14 protein-coding genes are annotated in these 15,398 nt (G+C 59.5%); 12 read left to right on the top strand and 2 right to left on the bottom strand.

The genetic code is table 11. The annotated features are described in order from the left end of the window. Nucleotides 1-22: 22 nt before the first annotated feature. Nucleotides 23-1,396: an aspartate aminotransferase family protein gene (locus tag AACY31_RS07665; RefSeq protein ID WP_339481996.1), complete on the bottom strand. Its 1,374-nt coding sequence runs from the start codon at nt 1,394-1,396 to the stop codon at nt 23-25. A 215-nt stretch (nt 1,397-1,611) separates the two neighbouring features. Between AACY31_RS07665 and AACY31_RS07660 the strand changes: the two genes are divergently transcribed. The 4 genes from AACY31_RS07660 to AACY31_RS07645 all read left to right on the top strand — a co-directional run bounded on the left by AACY31_RS07660 (nt 1,612) and on the right by AACY31_RS07645 (nt 5,933). Further along, on the top strand, nt 1,612-2,574 hold the full coding sequence (locus AACY31_RS07660) for a helix-turn-helix domain-containing protein (RefSeq protein WP_339504273.1): 963 nt from the start codon (nt 1,612-1,614) through the stop codon (nt 2,572-2,574). Nucleotides 2,575-2,773: 199 nt separating this feature from the next. Further along, the gene (locus AACY31_RS07655; protein WP_339481998.1) at nt 2,774-4,222 is read left to right on the top strand and encodes an APC family permease; all 1,449 of its coding nucleotides are present in this window, start codon (nt 2,774-2,776) and stop codon (nt 4,220-4,222) included. Nucleotides 4,223-4,341: 119 nt separating this feature from the next. Next, on the top strand, nt 4,342-5,064 hold the full coding sequence (locus AACY31_RS07650; RefSeq protein WP_339492977.1) for a haloacid dehalogenase type II: 723 nt from the start codon (nt 4,342-4,344) through the stop codon (nt 5,062-5,064). 164 nt (nt 5,065-5,228) lie between these two features. Next, on the top strand, nt 5,229-5,933 hold the full coding sequence (locus AACY31_RS07645) for a phosphoribosyltransferase (RefSeq protein WP_339482000.1): 705 nt from the start codon (nt 5,229-5,231) through the stop codon (nt 5,931-5,933). Between the two features lie 53 nt (nt 5,934-5,986). Here AACY31_RS07645 and AACY31_RS07640 read toward each other — a convergent pair whose 3' ends face one another. Next, complete coding sequence (locus tag AACY31_RS07640) at nt 5,987-6,202, bottom strand: nitroreductase family protein (RefSeq protein ID WP_339504288.1); 216 nt, start codon at nt 6,200-6,202, stop codon at nt 5,987-5,989. Nucleotides 6,203-6,866: 664 nt separating this feature from the next. Between AACY31_RS07640 and AACY31_RS07635 the strand changes: the two genes are divergently transcribed. The 8 genes from AACY31_RS07635 to AACY31_RS07600 all read left to right on the top strand — a co-directional run bounded on the left by AACY31_RS07635 (nt 6,867) and on the right by AACY31_RS07600 (nt 15,220). Then, nucleotides 6,867-7,385 carry a DUF1993 domain-containing protein gene (locus AACY31_RS07635; protein ID WP_339482003.1) on the top strand — a complete coding sequence of 173 codons (519 nt, stop codon included), beginning with the start codon at nt 6,867-6,869 and terminating at the stop codon, nt 7,383-7,385. A 468-nt stretch (nt 7,386-7,853) separates the two neighbouring features. Beyond that, a complete protein-coding gene (locus AACY31_RS07630; RefSeq protein WP_339482004.1) occupies nt 7,854-8,744 on the top strand; it encodes a 3-oxoacyl-[acyl-carrier-protein] synthase III C-terminal domain-containing protein in 891 nt (296 codons plus the stop codon). After that, nucleotides 8,744-9,751, top strand: coding sequence for an NAD-dependent epimerase/dehydratase family protein (locus AACY31_RS07625; RefSeq protein WP_339482006.1), 1,008 nt, complete (start codon nt 8,744-8,746; stop codon nt 9,749-9,751). The genes AACY31_RS07630 and AACY31_RS07625 overlap by 1 nt, the downstream gene beginning before the upstream one ends. Then, on the top strand, nt 9,748-10,602 hold the full coding sequence (locus tag AACY31_RS07620; RefSeq protein WP_339482007.1) for an MBL fold metallo-hydrolase: 855 nt from the start codon (nt 9,748-9,750) through the stop codon (nt 10,600-10,602). The genes AACY31_RS07625 and AACY31_RS07620 overlap by 4 nt, the downstream gene beginning before the upstream one ends. Next, entirely contained in the window at nt 10,592-11,950 is a 1,359-nt protein-coding gene (locus AACY31_RS07615; protein ID WP_339504271.1) for a F390 synthetase-related protein, read from the top strand. The genes AACY31_RS07620 and AACY31_RS07615 overlap by 11 nt, the downstream gene beginning before the upstream one ends. After that, nucleotides 11,938-13,092: an ATP-grasp domain-containing protein gene (locus tag AACY31_RS07610; RefSeq protein WP_339504269.1), complete on the top strand. Its 1,155-nt coding sequence runs from the start codon at nt 11,938-11,940 to the stop codon at nt 13,090-13,092. The genes AACY31_RS07615 and AACY31_RS07610 overlap by 13 nt, the downstream gene beginning before the upstream one ends. Then, a complete protein-coding gene (locus tag AACY31_RS07605; protein ID WP_339482010.1) occupies nt 13,089-14,228 on the top strand; it encodes a hypothetical protein in 1,140 nt (379 codons plus the stop codon). The genes AACY31_RS07610 and AACY31_RS07605 overlap by 4 nt, the downstream gene beginning before the upstream one ends. Then, nucleotides 14,162-15,220, top strand: a complete 1,059-nt coding sequence (locus AACY31_RS07600) for an aromatic ring-hydroxylating dioxygenase subunit alpha (protein WP_339504267.1) — start codon at nt 14,162-14,164, stop codon at nt 15,218-15,220. Before AACY31_RS07605 ends, AACY31_RS07600 begins: the two co-directional genes overlap by 67 nt. The last annotated feature ends 178 nt before the right edge of the window (nt 15,221-15,398 follow it).

The raw sequence follows: 15,398 nt of genomic DNA, 5'->3' as shown, positions 1-15,398 counted from the left end.
GAGTCGTCGGGGGATACACACCTCATCCCTTGAGGGAGGCCAGGGCGTCGCCAAAGATGTCCAGGGCCTTGAAGAACAGCGCGCGCGAAATCGTCAGCGAGGGCATGACCCGCATCACGTTGCTGTAGCGACCGCAGGGAATCATCAGCACCCCGTGGTTCAACAGGTAGCCCATGAGTTGGCCGATCTTGTCCGGTGCCAGTGGCGCCTTGGTGACCGGGTCTTCGACCAGCTCGATCCCGATCATCAGGCCGCGACCGCGGACTTCACCGACCAATGGGCTGTCGAAGCCACGGATACGTTCCTGCGCTTGGAGCCCCAGCGTATGAGCGCGGTTGAGCAGATCGAGCTCCGGGTCCTGAAGGATGCTGATGTTGGTCAGCGCCACCGCCGCGGACAACGAGTTGGCGGCGAAGGTGTTGGGCATTGATCCGTCAGGAATCGCGGCTGCCAGGTCCGAACGCATGATCAGGCCCGCCATCGGCAAGTCGCTGCCGATGCCCTTGCCGAAGGTGAGCATGTCGGGCTTCACGCCCGAATGCTCGACCGCCCACATCTTGCCGGTACGTCCCGCGCCGGACTGCACTTCATCGACGATCAGCAGCGCGCCGCTACGATCACAGGCTTTGCGCAACAGTTGCAGAAACTCCGGCGAGGGGGGCACGTAACCGCCTTCGCCCTGCACGGGTTCCACGATCACGGCGGCCACGTCATCGGCGGCGGTGTAGGGGGTGTTCAGCAGGTAATCCACGTAGTCGCCGGCAATCTGCTCGGCGCTTTTGTGTGTGGTGTCGAAGGGGAAACGGTAGGCATACGGGTAGGGCGCATGAATGACCCCGCCCATCTGGGCGCCGTAGCCCTTGCGGTAGGCCGTGCCTGTGGTGAGCGCCCCGGAGGCGTTCCACACGCCGTGGTAGCCGCCGTGGAAGGCGATGATCTGATGCCGCCCGGTGACGCGCTTGGCGAACTTGATGGCCGCCTCCAGCGCATCGCTGCCGCTTTGCGTGAAGAAGGTGATGCAGTCGCCGCGCAAGCCGTCGGGTGCGATTTCGCAGAGCTTGGCGGCCAGTTCGGTGCGACGGGTGCTGTTGACTTCCAACGCATGCATCAGCACCTCGGATTGCTCGCGAATGGCCTGCACCACCTTCGGATGGCAGCGGCCTACGCTGCTGACGCCCACGCCAGCGGACAGGTCGATATAGGTGTTGCCATCGGCGTCTTTGAAGGTCGCGCCGAAGGCCCGGTCCATGGCCACGGGCATGCGTGCGCCGCCGCGAGCCATCGACTCGGTACGCGCCGACAATGCCAGGGCCTCGGTGGTCTTGGGGCCAGGAATGGCGGTGGTAATCCGCGGGGCATCGGCGAAATGGAGGGATTCTAGTTTGGCTTCACTCATGACGGTCTCTCAGGATGTCGGTTTCAGTGTCCCGATCATCCTCGCGGGCCGTTCCTGGCCGGTAGCCCGAATCGGCACATTGGGCGGGCCGCCTAGAGCGTGAGCACCCACGGACTGACATGACTCAAAGAGAATTTGCAGAATTCTCTTAATGTGAGAATATCGCGCAACAAGGCATTCTAAAAACAAGAATATTCGCCGAGGCTTTCGTCATCATGAAAAATCAGAACATCAGCCATTTTCGTGACATCCATGTCCACGCCGCCACCGTCCAGGAGTGGAGCCAGGACTACAACCAGTTAACCGCTGGTACGGCCGAGAGTTCGCTCATACAGTTGACGACGGGGCGTTGCCACGTATTCCGCGAGCAGATCAACCAACGCGTGGTGCAACATGGCGTCGCCCCCCGAGGCAAGATGTGCTTTGCCGTGCCCATCACCGTCCCGGGTTCGATCCGGATGCAGGGTCGGGAGGTGGACGAGAGCAGCCTGTTCTTTCTTCATGGTGGCGAGGAGTTCATGTTCCACATGCCGATGGGCATGGAGCTGCTGGCCATTACCTTCGAACGTGAATTGTTCGAACAGGCGTTGGCACAAACCGCGTCGGCCAAGGAAATCAGCCAGTTACTCCGCCAACCCGTAATCAGACTCCCCACGCAACGCTACGCTGACGCTCGACGTCGGATGCTGGTGGCATTCTCCCAGGCGCTCTCGAACGAAGAACTCGACAATGCGCAAGATCAGGAGCTGGAACAGGCCATGCTCGACGAGCTGCTGCAACTCATGACCGATCCGGCCTGCGACAAGCAGCAGCGTTCGCCAAGCTCCACACGCAGCTTCATTGTCGAGAAGTGCCATCGCCTGGCGACCGCGGAGCTGAACAACGTGCCCAGCGTGGACGAGTTGTGCCAGCGACTCCAGGTGAGTCGACGTGCCGTGCAGAACAGCTTCCGCTCGGTTGCCGAGACAACCCCACTCAATTACTTGCGCTCCGTGCGGCTTAACGGTGTACGCCGGACCTTGATGTCCACCCAGGCGTCGCATCTCTCGATCGGCGATGTCGCTGCCCAATGGGGTTTCTATCACCTCAGCCATTTTGCAGCGGAGTATCAGCAACTGTTCGCCGAGCTGCCTTCCCATACTGCCCGTGCGGCCATCAACGACCGCGCCTCTGCCTGAATACTGGCGGACGGATAACGGTCATCTGTTTTTTTTGAGAAGCGGTCTCTGGTTACCGATTTGGGATAGTGGGGTGTTCAGGGAGAGGCATAGGATCGAATCCAGCGTGCGACAAGAACAATAACGCTACTCGGTGACGGTGAGCGGTTGACTGCATCGATCCTACAGCGCCTGCCTCATACAATAAGGTCAAGAAAACATGAGTGTACTTCTCCCGGTCAACAGCTCCACGGAGCTCAAGCGTGGGGCCCTGGGTGTCGGCTTCATCATCTTCTTCGTGGTTTCGGCGGCCAGCCCCTTGAGTGTCATCGCCGGCGGCTTTCCCATTGGCATCATGCTGGGCAACGGTGCCGGCACACCGGCGTTGCTGATCCTGGCCTTGCTGGTGTTATTGGCGTTCTCGGTCGGCTACACGACCATGTCCCGGCACGTCACCAACGCGGGCGGTTTCTATGCGTTCACCTCGCGCGGCCTGGGTAGCCTGGCCGGTGGGGCGGCGGGGGTGCTGGCGATGTTTGCCTACAACATCCTCCAGGTCGGCCTGTATGGCATGTTCGGTGGGGTGGTCAGCGGCACGATGCAAAGCGTGTTCGGCCTGGTATTGCCCTGGTGGTCGTACTCACTGATGGCGATGGCCAGCGTTGCGATTCTCGGCTATCGCAAGATCGATCTGTCGGCCCGGGTGTTGTCGGTCATTGTGATCGCCGAATACCTGGCAATCCTGCTCCTGGATTTCGCCATTCTCAGCACCGGCGGCGACAGTGGCATCAATCTCGACGCGTTTGAGGGCCGCCACGTGTTCAGCGGCACGCCGTCGATTGGCTTGCTGTTCTGTTTCGCCGCGTTCATCGGCTTCGAGGCCACCACGATTTACGGCGAAGAGGCCAAGAACCCGCAACGTACGATCCCGATTGCCACCTACTGTTCGGTCTTGCTGATCGGTGGGTTCTACGCGCTGTCGGTCTGGTCGATGGTGATTGGCGTAGGGGCGGACAAAATCGTCTCCACGCTTCAAGCCTTGCAGGACCCGACGACCTTTATCTATGGCATGTCCGATCACTTTGTCGGCCCGCACCTGACCCAGGTCATCCGCGTGCTGTTTATGGTCAGCATCTACGCCGGGCTGTTGGCCTTCCACAATGCCGCGGCCCGTTATTTCTTCGCCATCGGGCGTGACGGCTTGCTGCCCAGCCGGTTGGGGACCACCCATCGCGTCCATCAGAGCCCGCACATGGGCTCGGCGTTGCAGAGCTTGATCTCCGCCGTGGTCGTGCTGATTTTCGCCGCGATGGATGCCGATCCGATCCTGCAGCTGTTCGCCTGGTTGTCCAACCTGGCGACGCTTTGTGTGATTTTGCTGATGGCGCTCACGTCCGCGGCGGTATGGGCCTTTGCCCAGCGCCACCCCGAGCTCAAGCTGGGGATCTGGCGTGGGCGGATTTTTCCGGGTTTTTCTTGTCTTGCGCTATTGGTGGTCCTGTTTATCGCGGTGGTGCATTTCGATGTGCTAACGGGCGCGAGCAAGGCTCTGTCATACGGGCTCTGCGCCATCATTCCCGCAGCCCTGCTGGCTGGCGTGTTCCTCGCGGCGCGACTGCGCAAGGTAGCGCCGCAACGGTATCAGGTGTTGGGCAGTCACAAGCTATAGGAACTTGCGCAGTATCGATGGCGCTTGAAAAGGATAAGGCTAAGCTCTTTGAGTTCCCGCGTTACAGTGCCTCGGCGGCCGGTGTGCCAGGCCGGACCTAATACCAGAGGAGTCTTGCGATGACGCTTCCACGAGCGTTGGCATTCGACGTGTTCGGCACCGTGGTTGATTGGCATTCAGGCATCGCACGTGAGGCGAGTCCATTGGTGTCGACCTACTTGCCCGCTGTCAGCCCCACAGAATTTGCAATGCAATGGCGCCGGTTGTATGCGCCAGCGCTGCGCGAGTGCATCAAGGGGCATGGAGGCTTCGTGGTCCTGGACACATTGCACTACGAGACACTGCTCCAGTTGTTGACGACTTACGGCCTGGAAGTCGAGCAGGTTGCCCCCGAGGTATTGCACGCGCTTGCTCATGCCTGGCGCCGCCTGGACCCTTGGCCTGACGTGGCCGAGGGGCTGGCCCTGTTGCGTCGACGCTTTGCGGTGGTGACCTTGTCCAATGCCAATGTGGCCTTGATGATTGCCATGAACCGCTACAACGGCTTGCAGTGGGACGCGCTGCTGGGGGCGGAATTGGCGCAAACCTATAAACCGGATCCTGCCGCGTACCTGTCCACGGCAAGGGCATTGGACCTGAAGCCCGATGAACTCTGCCTGGTGGCTTGCCACCACCGCGATCTTGCGGCGGCCAGGGATTGCGGCCTGTTGACCGCCTATATCGACCGGCCCATGGAATACGGTGGAGCACCGGCTCCCGATGCCGCCGACGCTCAGGATTGGGATTGGCAGGCCGACGATTTCATCGACCTTGATGACAAGCTCCAGGTGATGGCTGGCTGACGAAGGTCCTTGATATATATCAACGCCAAGGTTGCCCTGACAGAGGATGGTGAATCTGCAGCGCAGGTGTCCGTTGCAGCGCTACGACGGCGGCCCGCCGCAACGTACTAGCCATCAGTCGTGGCCAGGATCGTCGATAACATCATTGCCTCAGGAGGTTCCCCATGATTCAGAGCCCCTCATTGCAAACCACGTTGCCGAACCGCACGGAGGCCGGTCGGCGCTTGGTCGAGCCCTTGCTCAAATACGCCAACAGAACTGACGTCATCATCCTCGCCTTGCCCCGTGGCGGCGTCCCGGTGGCTTATGAAGTCGCGACGGCGCTGGACGTCCGCCTGGACCTGATGCTGGTGCGCAAGCTCGGCATCCCGTCGCACCCGGAGTTTGCCATGGGCGCCATTGCCAGCGGTGGCATACAAATCCTCAATGACGACGCGTTGCGGGTGCACCCGATCGACCGTGCCAGTTTCGAGGCCGTGGTTGCGCGGGAAACGCAGGAATTGTCCCGGCGCGAACAGGTCTATCGGGGAAATCGCCCGCCGTCGCAACTCAAGGACCAGGTCGTGATCCTGGTCGACGACGGCCTGGCAACCGGTTCCTCCATGATGGCAGCGGTCCATGCGGTACGCGTGCAGTCCCCGGCGCGCATCGTTGTCGCGGTGCCGGTTGGTCCGCTGGAAACGGTCGAGGCGTTGCGCAGCGAAGTGAATGAAGTGATTTGCCCGCTCGTTCCCGAGTGGATGATGTCGATCGGTTATTGGTATTTGAATTTTTCCCAGACGTCGGACGAAGAAGTTGTCGATCTCATGCACCAGGCCTGGCAGCGGGAAGCGGCGGGCGGTGGCAGGGCGGAGCGTCTTGATGCGTGAAGCTCAATCTCGATCCATCAACGTGGCGGGCATGGCGTTATCGGCCGGCTTCCTTATTTATTGTGATGAAAAACGGCGAAGGCGCTGACAGGCTCTCGTGCGGTAACCAACGTGTTTTCAATGGCCGTGGGGTCGGCGTAACCAAGGCTCATGCCACACGCCAGCATCTGATCGGCGGGGATGTTCAATATTTCTGAGATGACATTGTGGTCTTTCAGGAATGCGGCCTGCGGGCAAGTGTGCAAACCTCGCCCGCGTGCTGCCAGCATGACGCTTTGCAAAAACATGCCATCGTCCATCCAACACCTTGTCCACGGTGAACAGCAAGCCCACAAGTGCGTCGAAGAAACGGTCATTGCGCCCGTGCTGTTGGTGCATACGTTGCTTTTCCCCCTTGGCGATGCCAAGCAGCCCATAGAGGTCCCAACCCACCTTGCGCCTGCGCTCGATATAAGGCGTGACCCATTCGTTCGGGTAGTAGAAGTAGGCATCCTGCATGTCGCTGCTGAGCTGTGGGTCATTGTCTATAGCGCCGATAGCCATAGACAGACGCTCCCTGGCATCACCGGTTACAACGTGCACTCGCCAGGGTTGAAGCGTGGAGCGCGGATGGGCTCATCCCGGCCGATTCGCGGGTACATCTGCGCGGTGGCCAGCGAAGTTTTAAGCCGCAACCCATGGAAAATTGCTTGGCTCTGTCTGATGGCCATGGTTTATGGCGAAACCTAGATGTGGGTTGCGTGTATTCCTCAGCACTCGGACCACCTGCTGGTTGCCGTTGGGCGCGGAGGGGAGTGCTGAGGTAATAGAGGCGGGGTAGGGGCTGCGGGGTGTTGGCGGAAGACGTTCAACGGTCTGCTAGGATTCAGCCAGCTGATCGGGAGAAAGACCGATCCTTTTGGCTCGTATTGAATGACTACTCAGGGAAAAGATATGTCGGTTTACTCCGTTACCATCCCTTGTTTCGCGCAAATGCTGCGAGCGTTATCGTCTCTTTTATCTAAGGGCGAGGCCTCTGCTCTAGAGCGCGGTTACGACCCGCAAATTCTGCTTGGATCTCGACTAGCACCGGACATGCATGATCTAGCCCGACAAATTCAGTACGCTTGCACGCAAGCGCAGGAGGCGGTTCAGCGACTTACACAACAGCCGGTGCGATCACTCACTCCTCCCGAAAACTTGGCGGCAGCGAAGGTACAAATCGAACGTACTTTGGCAGTTCTTGATTCGTCGGACCGGGCTCAAATAGAGGAAGGGGCTGAGCGAAAAATCACTATAGAGTTACCTAATGGCATAGTCTTCGATATGACCGGCAGTGAATACGCTGTGAACTGGGCTGCTCCACAGTTCTACTTTCACCTGGTCACGGCATACAACATCTTGCGTCATAATGGTGTACCTCTCGGGAAAGCCGATTATGTACAGCACATGTTTGCCTACCTGCGACCGTAGCTTCTGCGCTTGAAGTTTGGCGAATGGCCCAGGCCCGCAACAGGCGACGGCCTGGGTTTGCAACATCAAGTTGTCTTCGTGCGCTGGGGGGGCTGCCGGAATTCCGGCCGATGCGCGGCTGCTGCAACGAGAACATCAACGGTTTGATCCGTCAGTCGCCCACGTAAGCGCTTCGACTTCAAATACCCAATCGAAGTGATGGCCAAGGTGATGCAGGAAGCCATGGCTATGCGGCATGATGCTCCCGCGTCAATTCAATAACCGTGTTGCACTCAGCTCCTGCAACCGCCCCTTTAAAGATTCATCGTCTGATGATTAATCGTTCCCAATGGAATTTGAATGCAAACTTCACAAAACTCACCGTTTGCTTCCCGCCCCGTGGCGATTTTGGGTTCTGGGCATGCGCTACCTGAGCGGATTGTCACCAGTGCCGAGCTTGACGCTGAGCTGGGGCTGATCGCGGGCAGCGTGGCGCGCATCAGCGGCGTCGTTCAACGACATGTTGCCAGTACCACCGAAACCGCTGCCAGCCTTGGTGCCGTTGCGGCGCGCCGCGCCCTGCGCGCCGCCGCTCTCACGCTGGAACAGATCGATTTGATTGTTTGCGCCAGCGGTACGATGGACCAGGGGTTGCCCTGCAATGCCGCCTTGCTACACCGTGAATTAGGATTGGGTCAGTCCGGCATTCCAGCCATGGATATAAACGCGAGCTGCCTGGGTTTCATCGCCGCCTTCGACACGCTATCGTGGCCGCTGATTGCCGGGCGCTACCAGCGCATCCTATTGGTCTGTTCGGATATCGCTTCGTGCGGGCTGGACTGGCAGCATGTGGAGGTTTGCGGGATTTTTGGCGACGGTGCTGCAGCCGTGGTGCTGGGCGTCAGCGATGGTGGGTCAAAGATCATGGCCTCCTGCCTCAGGACATTTTCCGAAGGCGCGCATTTATGCCAGATTCCTGCTGGAGGCTCACGCTTTCATCCTCGCCGGATCGATGTCCCATTCGAGCCGCTGACCAGCTTTTCAATGCACGGTAAAAGCGTGTTCCGGCTTGCGGCCAAGCACCTGCCCGCACTGGTAGATGAATTGCTGGGCCAGGCTGGGTTGACTCAAGCGCAGATCGACTGGGTTATCCCTCACCAGGCCAGCCAACAAGCGATGCAACATGCGGCCAAGCGACTGGGTTTCGGCCCGAAAAATATTATCGATATCTTTGCTCTGCACGGCAATCAGGTCGCCGCTTCGTTGCCCACTGCACTGGACATCGCCATCCGCGACCAGCGTATTCAGCGCGGGCAACGGCTGATGGTGATTGGCTCCGGCGCGGGCTTGTCGCTTGGCGGTGTGATCCTGGAGTACTGATGAAGATTTTAGTTACTGGCGGCACCGGATTCATTGGCCGACACATTGTCTGGAAACTGGCCGCCGAAGGCTGCGAGGTGCAGTTCAGCGGCCGCAACGCCGTGGCGGCAGCCGCAGTTATTCGTCACAGCCCGGCGCCCGTGCGCTGGCTTCCTTTAGAGCACGGAACACCTGCGGCCACCACTTCGCTGATCGACGCCTCGCGAGGTTGTGCCGCTATTGTCCATTGCGCGGCGCTATCCTCACCATGGGGTACGCCGCAGGCGTTTGCCCGTGCCAACCTGGACTCCACCGACGAAGTGCTCCAGGCTTGTCGCGTCAACACGGTGAATCGCTTGGTACACTTGTCGACCCCCAGCCTGTATTTCGCCTTCCGTGACCGCCTCCGCATCCGCGAAGACGAACCACTGCCAGCCCCCGTCAACGAGTACGCCCGCAGCAAGGCGTTGGCCGAAACTCGGGTGCACGCCGCCGGGCTCGCCGAAGCAGTGATCCTGCGCCCCCGAGCGGTGTTTGGTCCGTGGGATGGGACGCTGATGCCACGCCTACTGCGTGTCATGCGGCGTGGACCGATCCCGTTGATGCGCGGCGGCCGGTCGCAGCTGGACCTCACCTGCATCGACAATCTGGTGCACGCGGTGAAGTTGAGCCTGACGCGACCGCTGCCGCGAGCCGTTTGCACCTACAACGTCAGTAACGGCACGCCGGTGGCCTTCGAAGAGTTGCTGTGCTGCGTCGCCGAGCAATTTCGCTTGAACCTGCGCACCCGGCGGTTGCCGTGGCGGCTAGTGGATGCGGTTGCGCGAGTGATGGAACTCAACGCCCATCTGCGCAGCGATGGCGAGCCGCTGCTTACACGCTATGGCGTGGGTGTGCTCGCATTCAGCCAGACCCTGGACCTCAGCGCCATTCGTACGGAGTTGGGATATTGCCCTGTGATCACTCAGGACGAAGGCATTCGCCAGCACGCGCAGTGGTGGCTCGCCCAACAAGGCGCACAAGCATGAGCCGTACGGTCAGCCTCAACGTATTGCGGGCCGGTTGGTGCCGGCACTTGGAATGCATGGCCGATCGTGGCGGGCGGTGGGCACCGGTACGTTTTCCGGCGCTGTGCGGGCTGATTCGCCATCCCGATGCAGGGTGGATCCTGTACGACACGGGCTACGCCGAACACTTTTTCAAGGCAACACAAACGCTACCCGAACGCCTCTATCGCAGCGCGGTGCCGGTGCAACTGCCGGCGCAGGAGCAACTGCTCGCCCAATTGAAAACCTTCGGTATCGGCGCACATGACATCAGCACCGTGATCATTTCGCACTTTCACGGCGATCACATCGCTGGACTTCGCGACTTCCCCCAGGCTACGTTCATCGCCCTTGACGCCGGTCGCCAACATATCGAGCGCCTGCGCGGCCATCGATGGCGCGCCACATTCGGCGGTCATCTACCGGCGCTGTTGCCTGAAGATTTCAGCGCCCGCCTTACTCTTGCCGACCACTGCAAAAGTGCGGCGCTACCAGGGTGGATGGCGCCTTTCAGTCAAGGCTTCGACTTGCTCGGCGACGGCAGTTTGATCGCAGTGCCGCTGTCAGGGCACAGTGAAGGCCAACTCGGCCTGTTTATCCCAGATGCGCAGGGGCATCCGGTGTTTCTGGTGGCGGACGCTTGCTGGTCAGTGCCCGCCTGCCGCGCGGGGCGTCTGCCTGCCGCGCCCGCGCTTTGGTTTGCCAGCCACGACGCCAAACACTATCGCCAGACCTATAGCGACTTGGGCACGTTGATCCGTCGTGAGCCCGAGGTGATGGTGTTGCCATCTCATTGCTCCCAGGCCTGGAAGGCGTACACCGATGAGCAGTGACGGATTGATCGGTACATTGCGCAGAGCGTTGAGTTTTATCCATAGCCGCCATCGGCTGCAGTTCACCCGGCGAGACCAACTGGAAGCGTGGCAGGCCAGGCAGTTGAGGCACTTCCTGCAGCACGTTTTACCCAAGAGCCGGCGCTTTAAAGACCTGACCGTTACCGAACTAGCTGACCTGCCGTTGATGGACAAAGCCACCTTGATGGGCGACTTCGGCGGGTTCAACACCCGTGGCCTGAGCTTGGAGCAGGTGTTGCCGATCGCGCGTCAGGCGGAAGATTCTCGCGACTTCAACCCGACGCTGGGCGACATCACCGTAGGGTTGTCGAGCGGAACCTCGGGTAATCAAGGCGTCTTTCTGGTCAGTGCGCTGGAGCGCCAGTGCTGGGCCGGCATTCTGCTGGCACGAACGCTGCCTCGCCACCTGCTGCCACGCTTGCTGTGCCCTTGGCGCGCGCCGTTGCGGGTCGCATTTTTCCTGCGCGCCAACAGCCGCCTCTATACCACCTTGGCCAGTCGCCGGGTCGACTTCCGATTTCACGACCTGACTCTTGGGCTGGAAGCGTCGCTTGAGCATCTCAACACACAGAATCCCGATGTGCTGGTAGCGCCGGCCACCGTCCTGCGTGGCCTCGCCGAAGCCGCGCTGGCCGGGCGTCTGACAGTTCGCCCCACGCATATTCTGTCGGTGGCCGAAGTGCTTGAAAGCACCGACGCTGATGTAGTCCAAGCGGCGTTTGGCGTCGCACCACAGCAGATTTATCAGGCCAGCGAAGGCTTCCTTGGCTACACCTGTGAGCAAGGTACTTTGCACCTGAACGAAAGCCATCTGCATATCGAGGTGGATTGGCTGGACGCCGAGCGCACCAGGTTTCAACCGATCATCACCGACTTTTCCCGGCGCACACAGATGATCGTACGCTACCGTCTCAACGACATTTTGCGGGTTGCCGAGACGCCTTGCGCCTGTGGGCGAGCCGAACGGGCCATAGCCGCCGTCGAAGGCCGTGCTGATGAAATTCTTTGGCTGCCCGACCTGGCCGGACTTCAGCTGCTGGCGCTATATCCCGACGTGCTGAGGCGCACGTTACTGATGCTCGGCGCCACGTTGCAGGAATATGAAATCTGTCAGATAGGTTTGCACTGGCAGATAAACCTACTAACCGCCGACAACCATGCGGACCTGTGCCTAGCCGTTAGTGCCAGTATCCACGCACTGTGTGCCCAGCAGGGCCTGCAATCACCGATGCTGACTTTCGGTCATTGGCAAGCGCCGCCCATTCACGTTAAACGTCGACGCCTAAAACTCCTACAACTGCCCGAGGGTTTGCCATGCAGGTATTGATTCTCGGCGCCCGCGCGCCGGCCTGTCTGGAGTGGGCCCGAGCATTTGATGAGTCCGGATGGCGCGTCAGCGTAGGCGATTCGCTGAGCTATCCGCTCAGTCGTTTCAGTCGTTCGGTGCAGCACTTTGTGCGCTTGCCGGAACCACGGCAGGACCCAGAGGCCTGGATCGAAGCGCTTGCGACAGTGATCGAGACACAGCGCATCGACCTACTGCTACCGACCTGCGAGGAAGTGTTTTACTTGGCGCATGGCCTCGAACGACTCGCTCCTTTGTGCCGGATAATGACCGCCGACTTTGAGCTTCTGCACCGCTTGCATCACAAAGGCTATTTCGCGGCAATGACCCAGAACTGGGCATTGAACGCGCCCGAAACCCATTTGCTGATGGATCATCAGGCATTGCTCCCCTTTGAGAACGACGCCGCACAGTGGGTGCTAAAACCTGCGTACTCGCGCTTCGCCTCACAAGCCTTGATTCGCCCGTCCACAAAACTGTTGCGCAAGGTCCAGCCCACCCATGCCGCACCGTGGGTAGCGCAAAGGTTTATCGAGGGACGGGAGTTTTGCAGTTTCAGTGTGCTGATCGACGGCATCCTGCGCGCCCACAGCTGCTATCACCCTCGCTATCGGGCGGGCCGTGGCTCGGGGATCTACTTCCAGCCGAGCGCTCCGGAGCCCGTGCGCCAGTTCGTTGAGCAATTTGGCAGCGAAACAGGCTACACCGGCCAAGTGGGTTTCGACTTTATTGAGGACCGCGACGGACGTTTCCATGTGCTGGAGTGCAACCCTCGAACCACCAGCGGCATACACCTGTTCGACACCCAGCGGCAGTTCCTGGTGAGCTGCTTGAGCGATCCACCCGAGCGCGTGCTGGAAGCTACAGCAGAACCACGAATGATTGCACTGGCGATGCTGCTACTAGCGGCACCGCAGCGCGTCTTGAGCATGCCATTCTGGCGTGATTACGCTGCGGCACGGGAGGTGATCGTCCAGAAAGGTGACGCCTGGCCGTTGACCGCGCAGGTCTTGAGCCTCGCAGAAATCATCTCCAGGGCCGCGTCCCGACGCTGCGGCTTGCTGGCTGCGTCCACTGCGGACATCGAGTGGAACGGCGAACCGTTGGGAGAGCAAGCAGGATGAAAATGTTGTTTGAGGAACAGTTGCTCAGTGAGCCTCCCAACCTGGATGATAGCTTCGCCAAGCAGTACGTTCGGGCCTTCGTTAGCGGGGGATCAATCGGTAATGTGCGTGCCCGTATGGCGCTGCTCGACACGGGTACGCAGCAGTTTCCGGTTAGCATCACCGACGGCAATGAGCCGGACGACAATTGCTACGTGGTATCTCCCAAAACTACCTACAGCGGTTATGCTCGCGAAGAACTAAAGCGCCTTGGTCGGCCATGGTTGACTTGGCCACTGACGCTCCTGACTCGAATTGTTGATCGGTTGCTCAGCGCAGCCAAAGTCGACAAACTGGTCCAGGTGAACAACTGGCTGCTGTCTACCAATCTTTACCCGGCGCAATGGAGCGTTGCCGAACTGCCGGCGATCACGGCGTTGTTGCGGCGAACATTCCCCGACCATGGGATTGGTTTCCGATCCCTTAATGACTTCAGTAATCGAGAACTACGCGGGTGCTTGGAGGCCCTTGGTTACCTGAGTATCCCGAGCCGGCAAGTTTATGTATTTGATGGTCGCGCCGGGATAAGGGCGCCATTGCTCAAACACCACAACACCCGTCTGGACAGCACACTATTGAGGCGAAGCCCGTATGAAGTGGTTCCGGGCGCAGCGCTGAGCGACGACGATTATCAGCGCATTGAACACCTTTACAACCTTCTTTATCTGAACAAGTACTGCCGCTTGAACCCGCACTACAGCGCAAAATGGATTCAACGTGGTCAACGTGAAGGTTGGCTCGAACTGCGTGTCTTGCGTGGGCCTGACGGGCGTATTGACGGTGCGCTGGGCTGGTTTGCCAATGAGGCAGTCATTAGCGCTCCGATTGTTGGCTACGATACTGCGCTCCCTCAAGGCGTTGGGTTGTATCGTCAACTGACGCATCTGTGTCTTCTAGAAGCCGTCGAGCGCCGCCAAGTGCTTAATTTCAGCTCCGGCGCCGCAGAGTTCAAGCGGTTGCGCGGCGGCCAGCCGCACATTGAATACAGTCTGGTCTACGTCGCTCATCTGTCCTGGGGGCGTCGACTGGTATGGGGCGTGCTCGCCAGTCTATTGCACGGCATCGGTGTGCCTATGATGAGAAAGCTAAAACTGTGAATCCTAAGACCCAGTGGTGGCCGGTGGCACTCAGTCACGAACTGCGAAATGCCCCATTGGCATGCCAGGTGTATGACATGCCGCTGGTACTGTTCCGCGCCGAGAAAGGACGTCCCGCCGCATTGCCGGATCGCTGCCCGCATCGCTTCGCGCAATTGAGCTTAGGTAAAGTCCGTGATGGGAGTATCGAATGCCCTTACCATGGTTGGCGCTTCGCAGCTGATGGACGTTGCACTCGAGTACCCGGCGTGGATCTGACGAGGTGCAGCAAACCGCTGCTCGACAGTCTGCCTATTTGCGAAGCCCATGGCTTGGTGTGGGTCAGTCTCGGTGTCGAGGAACCGTCGCAGCCGCCCGTTGCTCCCGCAGTAAACCAGCAACTCGACACGTTCTGGATCACCGATCAGATACGGTGTTCACAGCAGGATGCTGCAGAGAATTTCCTTGACGGGTTTCATACTCACTTTGTTCATGCAGGGTGGATCCGACGTGACAAAAAACGACAAAGGATCAGTGTTCGGGTCCGTCCACTTACCGACGGCATTGAGGCGATATACAGCGAGGAAGGAAAGCAGTCTGGGTTGATCTCGCAATTGTTCGAACGTAAGCGTGGTAGCAGTATGGGGCGCTTCCGTTTGCCAGGCCTATTGGAAGTCGAGTACCGCGATCACCGCGATGGCCTCAATCTGCTAGTCAGTGTTTGGCTGACGCCTTGTGGTGATCAGGTACGCTTGTTTGCTCGGATTGCGACGGCACACGGCTGGCTTCCTGCTGCGCTTAAGCGCAGTGTATTGCGTCGGTTCTTTCGAGTGATTCTACGTCAGGACCGTCACATTCTGGAGCAAGTTAGTGCCAACATTCGACGCTTCGAGGCGTCTCCAGTCAGGCCGTTGGATAGTCCGCAGGACCTGCTTGGACCGGACATTCGTGTGTTGCTCAAACAGGGTAGGGCGCAAAGTTTTGAAGAGCGCCATTTCGATTTCTGGCTCTAAGGAAGGTCTGAAGTACCCACCGATCCTTGTTTCCCTCGCAGCTGGAGGTACAAGCCTTTCGGGGGCGCGTTTGCCGTCCTTGTCCTTTGACACGCGTTCACTGACACGTCGTTTATCTGGGCGAGGGCGGCAGGTAACTGCCGTCTCTACCGCGACCCATAAAAAAGGGTTCTTCACG

This window comes from Pseudomonas sp. RL_105y_Pfl2_101 (assembly GCF_963970585.1).
Lineage (GTDB): Bacteria > Pseudomonadota > Gammaproteobacteria > Pseudomonadales > Pseudomonadaceae > Aquipseudomonas.
The sequence above is the reverse complement of the archived record's forward strand: the minus strand, read 5'-3'. Positions and strand labels throughout refer to the sequence as shown.

What these genes read in the sequence shown, in the direction of transcription:
- AACY31_RS07665 (WP_339481996.1), bottom strand. Translation starts at nt 1,396, where the DNA reads ATGAGTGAAGCCAAACTAGAATCCCTCCATTTCGCCGATGCCCCGCGG.
- AACY31_RS07660 (WP_339504273.1), top strand. Translation starts at nt 1,612, where the DNA reads ATGAAAAATCAGAACATCAGCCATTTTCGTGACATCCATGTCCACGCC.
- AACY31_RS07655 (WP_339481998.1), top strand. Translation starts at nt 2,774, where the DNA reads ATGAGTGTACTTCTCCCGGTCAACAGCTCCACGGAGCTCAAGCGTGGG.
- AACY31_RS07650 (WP_339492977.1), top strand. Translation starts at nt 4,342, where the DNA reads ATGACGCTTCCACGAGCGTTGGCATTCGACGTGTTCGGCACCGTGGTT.
- AACY31_RS07645 (WP_339482000.1), top strand. Translation starts at nt 5,229, where the DNA reads ATGATTCAGAGCCCCTCATTGCAAACCACGTTGCCGAACCGCACGGAG.
- AACY31_RS07640 (WP_339504288.1), bottom strand. Translation starts at nt 6,202, where the DNA reads ATGCTGGCAGCACGCGGGCGAGGTTTGCACACTTGCCCGCAGGCCGCA.
- AACY31_RS07635 (WP_339482003.1), top strand. Translation starts at nt 6,867, where the DNA reads ATGTCGGTTTACTCCGTTACCATCCCTTGTTTCGCGCAAATGCTGCGA.
- AACY31_RS07625 (WP_339482006.1), top strand. Translation starts at nt 8,744, where the DNA reads ATGAAGATTTTAGTTACTGGCGGCACCGGATTCATTGGCCGACACATT.
- AACY31_RS07620 (WP_339482007.1), top strand. Translation starts at nt 9,748, where the DNA reads ATGAGCCGTACGGTCAGCCTCAACGTATTGCGGGCCGGTTGGTGCCGG.
- AACY31_RS07615 (WP_339504271.1), top strand. Translation starts at nt 10,592, where the DNA reads ATGAGCAGTGACGGATTGATCGGTACATTGCGCAGAGCGTTGAGTTTT.
- AACY31_RS07610 (WP_339504269.1), top strand. Translation starts at nt 11,938, where the DNA reads ATGCAGGTATTGATTCTCGGCGCCCGCGCGCCGGCCTGTCTGGAGTGG.
- AACY31_RS07605 (WP_339482010.1), top strand. Translation starts at nt 13,089, where the DNA reads ATGAAAATGTTGTTTGAGGAACAGTTGCTCAGTGAGCCTCCCAACCTG.
- AACY31_RS07600 (WP_339504267.1), top strand. Translation starts at nt 14,162, where the DNA reads ATGGGGCGTGCTCGCCAGTCTATTGCACGGCATCGGTGTGCCTATGAT.